Origin of the sequence: Burkholderia sp. WSM2232, assembly GCF_000472545.1 — a bacterium.
Classification (GTDB): Bacteria; Pseudomonadota; Gammaproteobacteria; order Burkholderiales; family Burkholderiaceae; genus Paraburkholderia.
Genome location: NZ_AWZV01000035.1, coordinates 24330 through 40543, shown reverse-complemented (window position 1 = coordinate 40543; position 16214 = coordinate 24330). Strand labels below are relative to the sequence as shown.

Annotated in this window: 14 protein-coding genes; 11 read left to right on the top strand and 3 right to left on the bottom strand. The window is 65.2% G+C overall.

The annotated features are described in order from the left end of the window. Window positions 1–214: 214 nt before the first annotated feature. Both F757_RS0126025 and F757_RS0126020 read left to right on the top strand, forming a co-directional pair. Window positions 215–1816: a peptide chain release factor 3 gene (locus F757_RS0126025; protein ID WP_013342125.1), complete on the top strand. Its 1602-nt coding sequence runs from the start codon at window positions 215–217 to the stop codon at window positions 1814–1816. Between the two features lie 401 nt (window positions 1817–2217). Next, a complete protein-coding gene (locus F757_RS0126020; RefSeq protein ID WP_027213944.1) occupies window positions 2218–4656 on the top strand; it encodes a bifunctional acetate--CoA ligase family protein/GNAT family N-acetyltransferase in 2439 nt (812 codons plus the stop codon). A 33-nt stretch (window positions 4657–4689) separates the two neighbouring features. Here the strand turns inward: F757_RS0126020 and F757_RS0126015 are convergent, their stop codons facing one another. Beyond that, window positions 4690–5235 carry a hypothetical protein gene (locus tag F757_RS0126015; RefSeq protein ID WP_027213943.1) on the bottom strand — a complete coding sequence of 182 codons (546 nt, stop codon included), beginning with the start codon at window positions 5233–5235 and terminating at the stop codon, window positions 4690–4692. A gap of 208 nt (window positions 5236–5443) precedes the next feature. Then, on the bottom strand, window positions 5444–6232 hold the full coding sequence (locus F757_RS0126010; protein WP_027213942.1) for an IclR family transcriptional regulator: 789 nt from the start codon (window positions 6230–6232) through the stop codon (window positions 5444–5446). A gap of 270 nt (window positions 6233–6502) precedes the next feature. On the opposite strand from F757_RS0126010, the gene F757_RS0126005 reads away from it, so the two are divergent. The 9 genes from F757_RS0126005 to F757_RS0125965 all read left to right on the top strand — a co-directional run bounded on the left by F757_RS0126005 (window position 6503) and on the right by F757_RS0125965 (window position 15557). Continuing rightward, window positions 6503–7576, top strand: a complete 1074-nt coding sequence (locus tag F757_RS0126005) for a sugar ABC transporter substrate-binding protein (RefSeq protein ID WP_027213941.1) — start codon at window positions 6503–6505, stop codon at window positions 7574–7576. A gap of 8 nt (window positions 7577–7584) precedes the next feature. After that, on the top strand, window positions 7585–9114 hold the full coding sequence (locus F757_RS0126000; protein WP_027213940.1) for a sugar ABC transporter ATP-binding protein: 1530 nt from the start codon (window positions 7585–7587) through the stop codon (window positions 9112–9114). Further along, a complete protein-coding gene (locus F757_RS0125995) occupies window positions 9104–10165 on the top strand; it encodes an ABC transporter permease (protein WP_027213939.1) in 1062 nt (353 codons plus the stop codon). The genes F757_RS0126000 and F757_RS0125995 overlap by 11 nt, the downstream gene beginning before the upstream one ends. Before the next feature lie 36 nt (window positions 10166–10201). Continuing rightward, complete coding sequence (locus tag F757_RS0125990; protein ID WP_027213938.1) at window positions 10202–10528, top strand: UxaA family hydrolase; 327 nt, start codon at window positions 10202–10204, stop codon at window positions 10526–10528. A gap of 42 nt (window positions 10529–10570) precedes the next feature. Beyond that, window positions 10571–11893 (top strand): UxaA family hydrolase, encoded by a 1323-nt coding sequence (locus F757_RS0125985; protein WP_027213937.1) that lies wholly within the window; start codon window positions 10571–10573, stop codon window positions 11891–11893. Between the two features lie 63 nt (window positions 11894–11956). Then, a complete protein-coding gene (locus F757_RS0125980) occupies window positions 11957–12997 on the top strand; it encodes an aldo/keto reductase (RefSeq protein WP_027213936.1) in 1041 nt (346 codons plus the stop codon). A gap of 7 nt (window positions 12998–13004) precedes the next feature. Further along, window positions 13005–13835, top strand: a complete 831-nt coding sequence (locus tag F757_RS0125975; RefSeq protein WP_027213935.1) for an amidohydrolase family protein — start codon at window positions 13005–13007, stop codon at window positions 13833–13835. A 56-nt stretch (window positions 13836–13891) separates the two neighbouring features. Then, complete coding sequence (locus F757_RS0125970; RefSeq protein ID WP_027213934.1) at window positions 13892–14635, top strand: SDR family oxidoreductase; 744 nt, start codon at window positions 13892–13894, stop codon at window positions 14633–14635. A 73-nt stretch (window positions 14636–14708) separates the two neighbouring features. Then, a complete protein-coding gene (locus tag F757_RS0125965) occupies window positions 14709–15557 on the top strand; it encodes an ureidoglycolate lyase (RefSeq protein ID WP_027213933.1) in 849 nt (282 codons plus the stop codon). A gap of 69 nt (window positions 15558–15626) precedes the next feature. Here F757_RS0125965 and F757_RS0125960 read toward each other — a convergent pair whose 3' ends face one another. After that, window positions 15627–16061 (bottom strand): PaaI family thioesterase, encoded by a 435-nt coding sequence (locus F757_RS0125960; RefSeq protein ID WP_027213932.1) that lies wholly within the window; start codon window positions 16059–16061, stop codon window positions 15627–15629. Window positions 16062–16214 lie beyond the last annotated feature (153 nt).

Sequence of the window (16214 nt, the reverse complement as noted above, 5' to 3'; positions counted from 1 at the left end):
CGTGTATCATTCGTTCCCTGCGCTGTTCTGCGCTGGCGATTATCCGTATTGTCGAACGCTCGTTCCCGACCTGTTTTCCGACGCGGCCCGGTTGCCATTGTGATGCGGGTTCCCGACCCGAGTCGCGCAGCTCGACGCCGCCGCGCCACGCGCGGCAGCCCGGAGGCCATTCGCTTCCGGACCGCCGAACCCCTATCTGTGACCGCCAGACCCGATGTCAGTCTCCGAACTCAAACGCCGCCGCACGTTCGCGGTCATTTCCCACCCGGACGCGGGTAAAACCACGCTGACCGAAAAGCTGCTGCTGTTCTCGGGCGCGATCCAGATCGCCGGCACCGTGAAGGGCCGCAAGAGCAATCGCTACGCGACGTCCGACTGGATGGAAATCGAAAAGCAGCGCGGCATTTCCGTTGCGAGTTCGGTGATGCAGTTCGAGTACGGCGATGCGGTCATCAATCTGCTCGACACGCCGGGCCACGAAGACTTCTCCGAAGACACCTACCGCGTGCTGACGGCGGTGGATGCCGCCGTGATGGTGATCGACGGCGCGAACGGTGTCGAAGCGCAGACGCTGAAGCTGCTCGAAGTCTGCCGCAGCCGCAAGACGCCCATCGTCACCTTCATCAACAAGCTCGACCGCGAAGTGCGCGAGCCGCTCGAACTGCTCGACGAGATCGAGCAACACCTGGGCGTCGCGGCGGTGCCGTTCACGTGGCCGATCGGCATGGGCAAGGATTTCCAGGGCGTCTACGACATTCAGCGCGACCAGGTGCGCCTGTTCCGCGCCGGCCAGGACAAGGCAGGCGGCGAAGTGGAAACGTTGCAGGCTTTGAGCGACGAAGAAGGCGAACGCCGCTTCGGCCACGCCTGGGTCAAGGCCAAGGAAGAAATCGACCTGATTACCGGCGCCACGCCTGACTTCGACCGCGAGCAGTTTCTCGCCGGCCAGCAGTCGCCGGTGCTGTTCGGCTCCGCGATCAACAACTTCGGCGTGAAGGAAATTCTCGACGCGCTCGTGGATCTGGCGCCGCCGCCGTCGATGCGCATGACCGTGCAGCGTCCGGTGATGCCCGACGAGCCGAAGTTTACCGGCGTCGTCTTCAAGGTTCAGGCGAACATGGACCTGGCGCACCGCGACCGCGTGGCGTTCATTCGCGTCTGCTCGGGCCGTTTCGAGCGTGGCATGGCGGTGAAGGTGACGCGTTCGAACAAGACCTTCCGCGCCAATAACGTCGTGACGTTTCTGTCCCAGCGGCGCGAGACGGTGAGCGAGGCGTATCCGGGCGACATTATCGGGATTCCGAATCACGGCACGCTGAGTCTCGGCGACACGCTGACCGAAGGCGAAGCGCTGCAATTCGTCGGTCTGCCGTTTTTCGCGCCGGAAATTTTCCAGACGGTCGAAGTGGTCGACCCCATGCGCGCCAAGCAACTCGGCGAAGCATTGAAGCAACTCGGCGAAGAAGGCGCGATTCAGGTGTTCCGTCCGGAAGTGGGCGGTTTGATGATTCTCGGCGCGGTCGGCCAACTGCAGTTCGAAGTGGTGTCGCACCGTCTTTCGACCGAGTACAAGGTCGACGTGCGCATGGCGCCGGCGCGTTACCGCATGTCGCGCTGGGTAACCTGCGACGACCCGGCAGAATTGCGCCGCTTCACGGATTCATACGCCGCGCGAATTGCGCTCGACGCATCGGACGCGCCGACGTACCTCGCGTCGCACGTGTCGGAGATCGAGGTCGCGCAAAAGGCGTGGCCGAAAATTGTCTTCAACGAGTTGCGCGAGCACTCCGGCGCGCCGTTCAAGAAGGCGATGTAACCGGCACGGAGCCCGCACGCCGCAGGCGCGCTTGCAACAAGACAAAGCCGCGTAGTGCAGTCATGCACACGCGGCTTTTTCATTGCGGATTGCTGCCGCCGCATTGCCGGCTCCGACGGTTTGCGCCTCGTCAGCATTTCCAGTACTTCCTCCCGCAGCCGGTCAGCAAAACCCGCCACGTACTTGATCCCGGCGTGCTGCGACCCGACGTCGAGCCAGTAGCCGGGCGGGCCGCTTACTTGCACGTCCAGGAACTGGGCGAGGCTGCCGTCCGCCGGCTCCTCCACAGTCATGTCAGCAGGATATTCCGGAAGCGCCGCGCGTTTGCGTCACTTCGCCTATCCTGACGAAGACGCGCGCGCCGACAACCGAGCGGCGCGCCCTTTATTCGCGGAGTGCCTGTGACCGTTCGCAATCTCGACGCGTTGTTCCGACCCAGATCCGTCGCTGTGATCGGCGCTTCAGAGCGGCCCGGCAGCACCGGCGCGATGGTGTGGACGCGCTTGCTGGAAGGCGGCTTCGAGGGCCCGCTGTGGCCCGTCAATCCCAAGTACGAAACGCTTGGCGGCCACGCTGTGATCGGCGACACGGGCGACTTGCCGCAAGCGCCCACCGTCGCGCTGATATGCACGCCGCCCGCAAGCTGGCCCTCGATCATTCACAAGCTGGGCGGTTTGGGAACGCGCGCGGCCATCATCATCGGCGAAGCGCGCTCCGACGACGACCGGCTCGCGTTGCGGCATGCGCTTGCGGCGGCGCGGCCGCATCTGTTGCGAATCGTCGGGCCGGGCAGTCTGGGCGTCGTCACGCCGGCGCTGCGCGCGCAGCTCGGCGCGCCGTCCTGCACGGTGAAGGCGGGCGGCGTCGCCTGGGTGTCACAGTCGAACGCGCTGACCAATGCGGTGCTGGGCTGGGCGCAGGCGCGCGGCCTCGGGTTCTCGCACGCAGTGGCATTGGGCGCAGAGGCAGACGTGGACGCGGGCGACGTGCTCGACTATCTGGCGAGCGACCCCGGCACGCGCGCGATTCTGCTGGAGCTCGACAGCGTGCGCGCGGCGCGCAAATTCATGTCGGCGGCACGCGCGGCGGCGCGCAACAAGCCGGTGCTGGCGCTGCGCTCTGGGCGCGCCGATCCGGCAGACGCGCTTTACACCGCTGCGTTCCGGCGCGCGGGCATGGTGCGGGTGGACGCGCTCGACGATCTGCTCGACGAAATCGAAACGCTCGGCGTGGGCCGCGTCGCCGCCGGCGCGACGGCTACGCTCATCACGAGCGACCGCGGCCTCGCCACGTTGGCGCGCGACGCCTTTGCAGCGGCGGGCGAGACGCTCGCGCCGTGGCCGCAGGAAGCATCGCAGGCGCTGCGCGAGGCGCTGCCGCGCGCGGTGGGCGGCAACCCGTTGCAACTCGGCGACGACGCGCGTCCCGAGCATTTCGGCACCGCGCTGAAACTGCTGGCCGAACATCGCGGCACCGGCACGGCTTTCGTCGTGCACGCGTCGACGCACGGCGCGCCGGTCGGCGAGGTTGCGCAAGCGCTCATTGCGAATCAGCGCTTCGCGTATCGTGGTCTGCTCGCATGCTTTTTCGGCGGCGTCGATGCGGCGACGCGCGACGCGCTGCATGCGCAAGGCATTCCGGTTCACACGACGCCCCAGCGGCTCGCCCGCGCGTTCGCGCGTCTTGTCGACTACCGGATGGGACGCGAACTGCTGATGCAGACGCCCGACGGCCTGCCGGCCGAAGTGCCTGACGCCATTGACGCCGCGCAGACAGAGGCGCGTGCCGCGCTCGCGGCAGGTGAGCGCCAACTTACGGGCGAAGCCGCGGCAGCCTTACTGGGACGTTTCGGGCTACAGATCGAGGCGGCGCATCCCAAAGCGGACGTCAAGGCCGAGGCGCCCGCAGGCGATCCGGGAGACTGCGCCGAGAGCGATGCAGACTCGCTGCACAAGCCGGTGGTCGACATCGCGGTCGAGCTTCATGACGACGACAACTTCGGCCCGGTGTTCCGCTTCACGGCGCCCTCGGCCGACGGCGTTGGCGAGCCGCTGCGCATCTACGGCTTGCCGCCGTTGAACCCGACGCTCGCTCGCGACATCGTCACGCGTTCGCCGTATGCGCGCCTCGTTGCGCCGGAGCCCGCGCTCGCTGCATTGACTGCGCTGTCACAGGCCGTTTGCGATGTCGGCGAAATCGTCGGTCTGAGGCTTACGCTACGCGTGTACCGCGATCACGTGACGGTAGTCGATCCCACGCTCGCCATTGCGCGGACGCGCAGCCGGCTGGCGATTGTGCCGTATCCGCGTTGCTTCGAGGAGACGCTCGACTGGCAGGGTCTGCGCATCACGGTGCGGCCGATACGTCCGGAAGACGAGGCGGCGCACCACGATTTCGTCGAAGCGATGACGCCGGAGGATTTGCGGCTGAGGTTTTTCGGCGCCGTGGGCAGCTTCGATCACTCGCAGCTCGCGCGCATGACGCAGATCGACTATGACCGCGAAATGGCGCTGATTGCGACCGTGCAGAGCGAAGAGGGTGTGCCGCGCACCCTCGGCGTGGTGCGCGCGGTTGCCGATCCCGACAACGAAACGGCAGAGTTCGCGGTGGCCATTCGCTCGGACCAGAAAGGCCGGCGGCTCGGGCGGCTGCTGACGGACCGCATCATCCGCTATGCGCGGGCGCGCGGCACGCACTGGCTCGTCGGCGAGGCGCTGCGGGAGAACACCGCTATGATCGCGCTCGCCAAAGCGAGCGGCTTCACGATCACGCCAACGGAAGACCCGGGGGTGGTGGGTTTCCGGATGGCGCTGGACGAAGACGTGGACCAGCGCCGCTAGCCGCGTAGCCCGCGCAGGCAGCGCAGCCTGCAGTTAGCCCGCCAACCTGGCCGCTGCCTCGTCCACCTGTGCACGCGTCACGGCCAGTTCCTCGAGCCACGCATCCGCATACACGGCGCCGGTCTCGCGCTCGAGCCGCGCAATGGTGGCTGCGCAACGATTCGCATCCTTCGGCGTTGCGATGAACGATTTCACCGACTGTCCAGCCTTGAACGCATCGAACAACGGCACGCGAATGTCGTCAGGCAGCGCGCGCGTGGTCCACTGGTACGGCTTGCCATTGAACGTGAACGACGGCGGCAGCACGCGCTCCTTCTTCGCGGCCGGAATCAGACCATAGGTGCGAGCGGCTTCGCCGATCTGCTCGGGTGAAAACAGCTCGTCCGGGCTGATGTCGAATTGTTGGATGAAAGTCTCGATGCTTTGCATGGCCGCCGCGCGGTCGTCGCGGCGTTTTTGCGCATGAGCGACGATGTCGCGCAGTTCGTCGGCTTCTTCCGGTGTGATCGTGAAGCTCGACTGCTTCTGCTGGAGTTCGGAAAAACGCTGGAATTCGGAGTCGGTCAGAAGTTTCGCCATTGCTATTCGATGGGCGCGCACGAATGACTTCACGCGGCGTCGTTTTTTGAGAGGGCCGCCATTCTAAACCATGTGGGCGCGCTGCCCGCTTCGAAACCGGAGTTTGATGCCGCGTTTTCCGCGCTCAAGGTGCAATCACGCGACACTCGCGACTGGCAGACCGCTAACGTGCCGGTTATATGCCGGTTATGCGCCGCTCATGTGCCGCTCAAAGCGCCGGCTCGCGAAACATTGAAAGCGCCTGCACTGTCTCGCGCAGCAGCGCAGTCGCGGCTGCCAGCGTGGGCGCGACATATTCGTCGATACGCCTGAGGTACGGGCAGGTGAGCGCCGCGATCGCCTGGCCGGATGGGCCGAGCACGGGGAAGGTGACGTCGGTCACGCCGAACGTCTGCTGGCTGTCCTTCTGCGAAAAGCCGGCCGCCCGAATCCGCTCGCACGCTGCTTCGAGCGCCTCGCGGTCGATAGTCACTTCGCCTTTGACCTTGGTGTGCTCGGCGAGCATCTGCGCGCGCTGTTCGACCGTCTGGAATGCAAGCATCACGCGCCCGGAGCCCGTATCGATCAGACCGACCCGCGAGCCGAGACGCACCGACATACCCCAGGTGCCCGGCCCGTCCACCTGGGCGATGACGAGCAGATTGCCGCGGTCGTACACGGCCAGGTGACACGATTGCTCGGCGGCATCGGCGAAACGCTGCATGAGCGGCAACGCTTCGGAGATGAGCCGGTTCATCGGCGGGTGACGATGGGCCAGCGCGTACAGCTTCAGGCTCAGCGAATAACGGTCGCCGCCCTTGGAGCGCACCACATACTGCCGCGCGACCAGACGTTCGAGCATGCGGTACATCTCGCTGGCATTGCGCCCGAGCAGCTTCGTGATCTCGGCGCGCGTGAGTCCCTCTTTCTGCTCGGCGAGCAATTCGAGAATGTCGAGGCCTTTGTCGAGCGCGGGCGCGCGATAACGGTCGGCATCGTCTTTGTCGTCTGCGTCCATCGTGGGGAAATTCCGTGAGCTGTTCTCAATAGCCGGCGCTTGAGTGTAAGTGCGGTAGCTGTTTCCGTGCGAGCCGATGCGTCCAGGGAAAATACGGACCCTTGATGCAGTGCACATTCCTTGACTTCGAGAAGTCCGTATATGAATAATATATTCATTGGTGAATGAATGCACGCCATTGCCCGCCAATGCCCATAACAAAGCGCAGGACGAAGTGCCGGCTTACATCGCCGGCCACGCAGTTCAACAACGCATATCAGGAGACAGCCCATGTCGTTCGCGAAAGAGCCGCAGCCGGCTCGCCAGTCGTTTCGCCGTTCCTTCCGCAGTTCGTTTAGTCGGTCGCTTGCCACGGCGGCCGCGGCCGCATGCGTCGTCGGCTTTGCATTGGGGGGCGCTGCGCAGGCCGCGGAGGCGGGCAAGGTCGGCCTCGGCCTGCCGCTGCTGACCTCGCCGTTCTGGCAGTCGTACAACAACTATCTGCCGAAGTACGCGAAGGAGATGGGCATTGACATCCTCGCGCCGGTCAATTCGAACGGCGATCCGGTGCAGCAGATCACCGACATGAACAATTTGCTGAACCTCGGCGCGAAGGGCATCGTGGTCGGACCTCTCGATTCGGCCGCGATCAGCCGCGCGCTCGACGCCGCGACCGCGCGCAACGTGCCGGTAGTCGCCGTCGACGTCGCGCCGACTCAGGGCAAGATCGCGATGGTCGTGCGCGCGGACAACCACGCCTATGGCGAGAAAGCGTGCAAATACATTGGCGAGCATGTGAAGTCGGGCAAGGTCGTGCAGATCATGGGCGACCTCGGCTCGGTGAACGGACGCGACCGCTCCGAAGCATTCCGCTCGTGCCTGAAGGGCTATCCCGGTCTGAAGTTGCTGGAAATCCCGGCGAGCTGGAAGGGCGATGTGGCGGCCACCGGCCTGGATAGCCTGCTGACCGCAAATCCCGACGTGAAGGCCATCTACATGCAGGCAGGCGGCGTGTATCTGTCGCCGACGCTGCAAACGCTGCGCCGCAAGCAGATGCTGTTTCCGGCCGGCGACGCGAAGCACGTTGTGATCGTCAGCAACGACGGCATTCCGCAGGAGTTCGACGCGATCCGCCGCGGCGACATCGACGCCACCGTGTCCCAGCCTGCCGATTCGTACGCGAAGTACGGCCTGTACTACATCAAGGCGGCGTTGGCGGGGCAGACCTTCAAGCCGGGCCCGACCGATCACGGCAGCACCATCATCCAGCTGGCGCCGGGCATTCTCGAAGACCAGTTGCCCGCGCCGCTCGTGACGAAGTCGAATGTCGACGACAAGGCGCTGTGGGGCAACACGGTCAAATGAGCGGCCCAATGAGCGAGCTCACGTCATCCGCGCTCAATGCTTCGGTGGTCGAAGCATTGAGCGTCACCAAACGCTATGGCTCGACGGCGGCGCTGAACGACGTGAGCATTCGCGTGCTGCCCGGCGAGTCACATGCGCTGGTCGGGCGTAACGGCGCGGGCAAGTCGACGCTCGTGTCGATCCTGACCGGCCTGCGCAAGCCCGATACCGGCGAAGTGCGCTTTAACGGCGAGAGCGCGCCGCCACTTGCGGACCGCGATGCGTGGCGCGAGCGCGTGGCCTGCGTCTATCAACATTCGACGATCATTCGCGAGCTCTCCGTTGCGGAGAATCTGTTCATGAACCGGCAGCCGTCGCGCGGCGGCGTGATCGACTGGCGAACCATGCGCCGCGACGCGCGCGCCTTGCTCGACCACTGGAAGATCGACGTGCGCGAAGACGCGCGCGCCGGCGACCTGAGCGTCGAAGCACGGCAGCTTGTCGAGATTGCGCGCGCGTTGTCCTACGGCGCGCGCTTCATCATTCTCGACGAGCCCACCGCGCAGCTCGACGGCGACGAAATCAAGCGTCTGTTCCGGCGTATCGAGGAATTGCAGCGCGAAGGCGTGACGTTTCTGTTCATCTCGCATCATTTGCAAGAGGTGTATGAGATCTGTCAGGCAGTCACGGTCCTGCGCGATGCGCGGCATATCGTGAGCGCGCCCGTTTCCGCGTTGCCTCGCGAGCAGCTGATCGAAGCGATGACCGGCGAACGCGGCGGCCTGCTGGTCGCAGACGCGGCGGCGCGGGAGCCTTTGCCCGCGAGCACCGCGACCGCGCTGCAAGTGGATCAGTTGAGCGGCGCCGATTACGAAGACGTGTCGTTCCATGTGCGCCGCGGCGAAGTGGTCGGTCTGACGGGCGCGACGAGCAGCGGCCGCACGAGCGTAGCCGAAGCGATTGCCGGTCTGCGCGCGGCGAAGCGCGGCACGATCAGCGTGGACGGCGCGACGCTGCCGCCCGGCGATGTGCCTGCGGCGCTCGCGCACGGTGTCGGCTGCGTGCCGAAAGATCGCCATCACGAAGGACTCGTGTTGACGCAATCCATTGCCGAGAACGCGTCGATGACGATTGCGCGGCTCTTCGGCAAGTTCGGCATCGCGACCCCGGCGAGGAAAAACGCCTTCGGCCAGAAGATGATCGAAGCGCTCGGCATCGTCGCGCAAGGACCGGAGCACGTTGTCGCCGGTCTGTCGGGCGGCAATCAGCAGAAGGTCGTGATGGCGCGCGCGCTCGCCACCAACCCGAACGTGCTCGTGCTGATCGACCCGACGGCGGGGGTGGACGTGAAGTCGAAAGAGGCGCTGCTCTCCGTCGTGGAGCGCGTGCGCGAAGAAGGCAAGGCTGTGCTCGTCGTGTCGGGCGAGCTCGACGATCTGCGCACCTGTGACCGGGTACTCGTCATGTTTCGTGGCCGCATTGCGGCTGAATTTCCCGCGGGCTGGCAGGACCAGGATCTGATTGCATCTGTTGAAGGAGTGAGTCTCCATGAAGAATAGTCTGCCGAGTCCCGCGTTCAGCGCGGCGCAGGGTCAGGGTCCGCTCCATGCACCGGGGCCCGCGCCCGCGCCGCGCGGCAAACGCGGTCGCGCGCAGCTTGCGCGCCTGCGTGAGCTCGCGTTGTTGCCGGCGCTCGTACTGCTGATCGTGATCGGCGCATTCGTGAGCCCGAGCTTTCTCACGCGAGCGAATCTGATCAGCGTGCTCGGCGCTTCGGCGGCGCTCGCGCTGGTGGTGCTCGCCGAGTCGCTGATCGTGCTGACGGGCAAGTTCGATTTATCGCTGGAATCGACAGTCGGCATAGCGCCCGCTGTCGGCGCGATGCTCGTGATGCCGGCGGCGTCCGCAGGGTTCGGCACGCAATGGCCCGCGGCAGCAGGCTTGCTGGCCATTCTCGCAGTCGGCGCGGCGATCGGCGTGATCAACGGCTTTCTGGTGGTGCGCTTACGGCTGAACGCGTTCATCGTCACGCTCGCCATGCTGATCGTGCTGCGCGGCATGCTGGTCGGCGCGACCAAGGGCGGCACGCTGTTTGACATGCCGCCGTCGTTCTTCTCGCTTGCGACCACCATCGTGCTCGGCTTGCCGTTGTCGGTGTGGCTCGCCGCAGCGGCCTTCGCGATTGCCGCGTTCATGTTGCGCTATCACCGTCTGGGCCGCGCGTTGTACGCCATCGGCGGCAATCCGGAGGCGGCACGCGCGGCCGGCATTCGCGTCGAGCGCATCACGTGGGGCGTGTTCGTTCTTGGCAGCGTGCTCGCCTCGGTGGGCGGGCTGATCGTGACCGGCTACGTCGGCGCAATCAACGCGAATCAGGGCAACGGCATGATCTTCACGGTATTCGCGGCGGCGGTGATCGGCGGCATTTCGCTCGACGGCGGCAAGGGCACGATGATCGGTGCGCTCTCCGGCGTGCTGCTGCTCGGCGTCGTGCAGAACCTGCTGACGCTCGCCCAGGTGCCCTCGTTCTGGATTCAGGCGATTTACGGCGCGATCATTCTCGGCTCGCTGATGGTGGCTCGCCTCGCAAGCGGCGAAGGTCAGAACTGAAGCAAGGCCAACCCAACCGCCTCACGGAGAAACCATTTGACGAGCCGCACACAAGAAACCGATCCGCGACTGATCCTGCTCAGTCCGGACGACAACTGCCTCATTGCCGGGGCGCGGCTGGATGCCGGCACGCACATCGAGATCGAAGGCGAGCGCGTCACACTCGCGCGGACCATCGAACTGGGCCACAAGCTGGCGCGCCGCGATCTCGCGAAAGACGACAAGGTGCTGCGCTACGGCGCCGTGATCGGTCACGTCACCGAAGACGTGCGGCGCGGCGAGCATCTGCATACGCACAACCTGGAAAGCGATTACCTGCCGACGTACACGCACGACGCGGGTCATCAATTCGTACATCACTGATTTGCGCATAACGACGCGGCCTTGCGCCGCGCGGGAACGATCATGGCTGAGACATCCGTAGCAAGCGCCTCTGCGCAACCGCCGATGCTGCAGGGCTACCTTCGTAGCGACGGCCGCAAGGGCATCCGCAATGTGGTCGCGGTCGCGTATCTGGTCGAGTGCGCGCATCACGTGGCGCGCGAAATCGTCACGCAGTTTCGCGAGCCGCTCGACGCATTCGGCGACGCGCAAGCCGCGCACGAGCCGCCCGTCCCGCCGGTCCATCTGATCGGCTTTCCGGGCTGCTATCCGAACGAATACGCCGAGAAAATGCTCGAGCGGCTCGCCACGCATCCGAACGTCGGCGCGGTGCTGTTTGTCTCGTTGGGATGCGAGAGCATGAACAAGCACTATCTCGTCGACGCCGTGCGTGCGAGCGGCCGCCCTGTCGAAGTGCTCACCATCCAGGAGAAGGGCGGCACGCGCAGTACGATTCAGTATGGCGTGGACTGGGTGCGCGGCGCGCGCGCGCAACTCGCCGTGCAACAGAAAGTGCCGATGGCGTTGAGCGAACTGGTGGTCGGCACGATTTGCGGCGGTTCGGACGGCACCAGCGGCATTACCGCGAATCCGGCCGTGGGCCGCGCGTTCGATCATCTGATCGACGCGGGCGCGACCTGCATTTTCGAGGAGACCGGCGAACTCGTCGGCTGTGAGTTTCATATGAAGACGCGCGCGGCGCGGCCGGAACTCGGCGACGCGATCGTCGAGTGTGTCGCCAAGGCAGCGCGTTATTACTCGATTCTCGGCCACGGCAGTTTTGCGGTCGGCAACGCGGACGGCGGCCTCACCACACAGGAAGAAAAGTCGCTCGGCGCGTATGCGAAAAGCGGTGCCTCGCCGATTGCGGGCATCGTCAAACCGGGCGACATTCCGCCGACCGGCGGCCTGTATCTGCTCGACGTCGTGCCGGACGGCGAGCCGCGCTTCGGCTTTCCGAACATTAGCGACAATGCGGAGATCGGCGAGCTGATTGCTTGCGGCGCGCATGTGATTCTGTTCACCACCGGGCGCGGTTCGGTGGTCGGCTCGGCCATCTCGCCGGTCATCAAGATCTGCGCGAATCCGGCCACGTATCGCAATCTTTCGGGCGACATGGATGTCGACGCGGGCCGCATTCTCGAAGGCCGCGGCACGCTCGACGAAGTGGGCCGCGAGGTGTTCGAGCAGACGCTGGCCGTGTCGCAAGGCGCCGCGTCGAAATCCGAAATGCTGGGACACCAGGAATTCATCCTCACCTATAAGACGTTCGAGCCAGTCGGGCCCGGCTGCCTGCCGTCGAGCGCGGGCGCGCCGCGCCGTGTGATGGCTATGCAGCAGCAATGATGAATTGCAGTGAGCGCTGGCTGTCGGTGTGATACAAAGAACGTTCTACAGGAGACGCGTTAAATGACCGCAACGAACGGTTCAAAGGTCCGGCAGCGCCGCGGCGTTGGCCGCGGCACGCTGCAAGTGACGGGATTGAGCCTCGGCACCGCGCCGCTCGGCGGCCTGTATCGCGATCTGTCGGACGAAGATGCGCAGGCAACCGTCGCTGCCGCATGGGACGCGGGCGTGCGCTATTTCGACACCGCGCCGCATTACGGCAACACCAAGGCGGAGCATCGGCTGGGCAACGCATTGCGGCGCTATCCGCGCAGCGAATATGTTCTGTCGACTAAAGTCGGCCGCCGCTTCGTGCCGCGCACGACACCTTACGAGGGCAAGGAGGGCTGGCAGAACCCGCTGCCCTTCGAGGCCGTCTACGACTACACGCACGACGGTATTCTCCGTTCGTTCCAAGACAGCCAGCAGCGTCTCGGCATTATCGACATCGACATTCTGCTGGTGCACGACATTGGCCGTGTGACGCACGGCGAGATGAATTCCCACTACTGGCGGCAACTGACGCAAGGCGGCGGTTTTCGCGCGCTCGACGAATTGCGCTCGGCAGGCGCGGTTAAGGCAGTGGGACTTGGCGTGAACGAAGGCGCGGTAATACTCGAGGCGATGGCCGAGTTCGATATCGATTGCGCGTTGCTCGCCGGGCGTTATACGCTCCTCGAGCAGACCACTCTCGACGACCTCTTGCCGGCATGCGAGAAGCGCGGCGTCAGCATCCTGTTAGGCGGCGCGTTCAACTCGGGCATTCTGGCGCGCGGCGTCGAAGGCGATCTGAAATTCAACTACGGCGAGGCGCCGCGCGAAGTGATCGAGCGCGTTGCGCGGCTCGAGGCAGTATGCCGCGACCACGGCGTGCCGCTCGCGGCCGCGGCCTTGCAGTTTCCGTATGCGCATCCGGCGGTCGCCACCGTGCTGACCGGCGCGCGCAGTGCCGACGAATTGCGCGAGAACGCGGCGTCGTTCGAGTTGCCCATCCCAGCGGCCTTGTGGTCCGCGCTGCGCGAAGCGGGCCTGCTCGACGCCCGCGCGCCCGCGCCAGAGGACTGATCTGACGATGCATATCGACGCTCACCAGCACTACTGGGACCCAACCCGCGGCGATTACGGGTGGCTCACGCCGGAGCTGGAGATTCTGTACAGGCCGTTCGGGCCGGCCGACCTCAAACCGTTGCGGGAGCGAGCGGGCATCGGGAAAACGGTGGTCGTGCAGGCGGCCCCGACCATCGACGAAACGCGTTATCTGCTCGACATTGCGCGCGACGAGCCGTCTATTGCCGGCGTGGTCGGCTGGGTGCCGCTGCTGTTGCCAACCGCGCCGGCCCTGATCGGCGCGCTCGCCCACGAGCCGAAGTTCAAGGGCGTGCGGCCCATGCTGCAAGACCTGCCCGACGATACCTGGATCGCCAATCCGGATCTCGCGCCGGCCGTTGAAGCGCTGATCGCCCACGACCTCGCGTTCGACGCGCTGATCTACGCGCGGCACGTCGAACACGTGGAGACGTTCGCGCGCCGCTTCCCGGCGCTGCGCATCGTGGTGGATCACGGCGCGAAGCCGCCTATCCGTTACGGTCAGGCCGGCTGGCAAAGCTGGGCCGATGCGATTGCGCGGCTCGCCCAGTTGCCGCACGTGCATTGCAAGCTGTCGGGCCTCGCGACCGAGGCTTCGCCGGGCTGGACCGAGGAAACGCTGCGGCCCTACGTCGAGCATCTGCTGGCCACCTTCGGCCCGGCGCGGCTCATGTGGGGCAGCGACTGGCCGGTGCTCGAACTGAACGGCGATTATCTGCTGTGGCATTCGGTGGCGAACACGCTGCTTGCGTCGCTCGGCGAGGGCGAGCGCGAAGCGGTTTTCGGCGGCAACGCCGCTGCGTTTTATCGACTGTGACGTCGCGAGCAAAAGCGTCGCGAACACAGCTTAAGCCCACTCAACTGGAGTCGTAGATGACACAAAGACTGGCCGGCAAGACAGCATTGATCACCGCGGCGGGACAAGGTATCGGCCTTGCGACCGCCGAAGCGTTCGCCCGCGAAGGCGCACGCGTGATTGCAACCGACATCCGCATCGAGGGGCTCGCCGGCAAGCCGGTCGAGGCACGCAAGCTCGACGTGCTCGACGGCGACGCGATCAAGGCACTGGCCGCCGAAGTGGGCACCATCGACGTGCTGTTCAACTGCGCGGGCTTCGTCCATGCAGGCTCGATTCTCGAGTGCAGCGAGGAAGACTGGGACTTCGCGTTCGACCTGAACGTGAAGGCAATGTACCGGATGATCCGCGCGTTCCTGCCCGCCATGCTCGAGCGCGGCGGCGGATCGATCATCAATATGTCGTCGGCGGCTTCGAGCGTGAAGGGCGTGCCCAACCGCTTCGCGTATAGCGCTTCGAAAGCGGCGGTGATCGGGCTCACCAAGTCGGTCGCCGCGGATTTCATCACGCGTGGTATACGCTGTAATGCGATCTGCCCCGGCACGGTGTCGTCGCCGTCGCTTGAGCAGCGGATCGCGCAGCAGGCCGCGGCGCAAGGCGCGTCGCTCGAAGCGGTGCAGGCGGCGTTTGTCGCGCGCCAGCCGATGGGCCGCATCGGCAAACCGGAAGAGATTGCCGCGCTTGCGCTGTATCTCGCGTCGGACGAGTCGTCGTTCACGACGGGTTACGCACATGTGATCGACGGCGGCTGGTCGAACTGAAAAATGCGGCCGCATGAGTGCGCACGCTGATGTATTAACCGAACACCACTGAAACCCAGAGGAAAGTGCAACGATGAAACTGCTTCGTTACGGGCCGAAAGGCCAGGAAAAGCCAGGCTTGCTCGACGCGCAAGGCAAGATTCGCGACCTGTCAGGCGTGGTTGCCGACATCGACGGCGCGGCGTTGACCGACGCGGGCCTCGCCAAGCTGCGCGCGCTCGACCCGGCAACGCTGCCGGTCGTGGAAGGCAATCCGCGTATGGGCCCGTGCGTGGGCAAGATCGGCAAGTTCATCTGCATCGGCCTGAACTACGCGGACCACGCAGCCGAATCGAATCTGCCCGTGCCCGCCGAACCGGTGATCTTCAACAAGTGGACGAGCGCGATTTCCGGTCCCAACGACGACGTGGAAATTCCGCGCGGCTCGAAGAAGACCGATTGGGAAGTTGAACTCGGCGTCGTGATCGGCAAGCCTGCCAAGTACGTCGACGAGGCGAACGCGCTCGATTACGTAGCCGGCTATTGCGTGATCAACGACGTGTCGGAGCGCGAATGGCAGATCGAACGCGGCGGCACGTGGGACAAAGGCAAGGGCTTCGACACCTTCGGTCCCATCGGCCCGTGGATGGTTACGCGCGACGAAGTCGCCGATCCGCAGAATCTGAGCCTGTGGCTCGAAGTGGACGGTCACCGCTACCAGAACGGCAATACGAAGACGATGGTGTTCGGCGTCGCCAAGCTGGTTTCGTATGTGTCGCAGTGCATGAGCCTGCAACCGGGCGATGTCATTTCCACCGGCACGCCGCCTGGCGTGGGCATGGGTGTGAAGCCGAATCCGGTGTATCTGAAGCCAGGGCAGACCATTCGCCTGGGCATCGAGGGTCTCGGCGAGCAAACGCAGAAAACCTACGCGGCCGAGTAAGCCGTTCTTTGGCGGCGCGCAGGCGCTCGTGCTTCAGGCCGTAGGAGTGCCCACGCGCGGCAATTTCCGTCAACTGGCCGGTTCCTGCTCGCCGTTCTCGCCGATCCGGTTGACGGTGCCTTGCGCCACCGCGACCAGTTTCTCGCGGTTGCCGTCCATCACGAAGATATTGCACTGGCAGGTCGCCTGGTGGCGGCCTGCATACACCACCTCCGCCCGTGCGATCAGCGTGCCGTTCACCGCCGGCCGCAGGTAGTTGATCTTGTATTCCCCCGTCACAACCTTCGGCCCGAGCGAGAGCGCGCCGGCAAAGGTCAGCGCGTTGTCGGCCAGATAGCTGATCACGCCGCCGTGCACGAAGCCGTGCTGCTGCCTCAGTTCGTCGCGAATCGGCAGGCTCAGCGCGAGTTCGCCGGTGCCGGTGTACATCAGCTCGGCGCCTAGCAGCATGCTGAACGGCTGAGCGTGCAATGCGCCGCGCGCCCGGTCGAGTAGATCAGTCATTGTGATTCCTTCGAGGAAGGCCCGCGGTGGCAGCGCGCGCGAGCTTGCGCGCGTCGGTCCCTACCCACTCTAGGAAGCGCCCACGCACGCCGTCAAGGTGAATCGGAAATATCTGCGCGGCGTTGCCGGGACGAATGACGAAATTTCAGACGT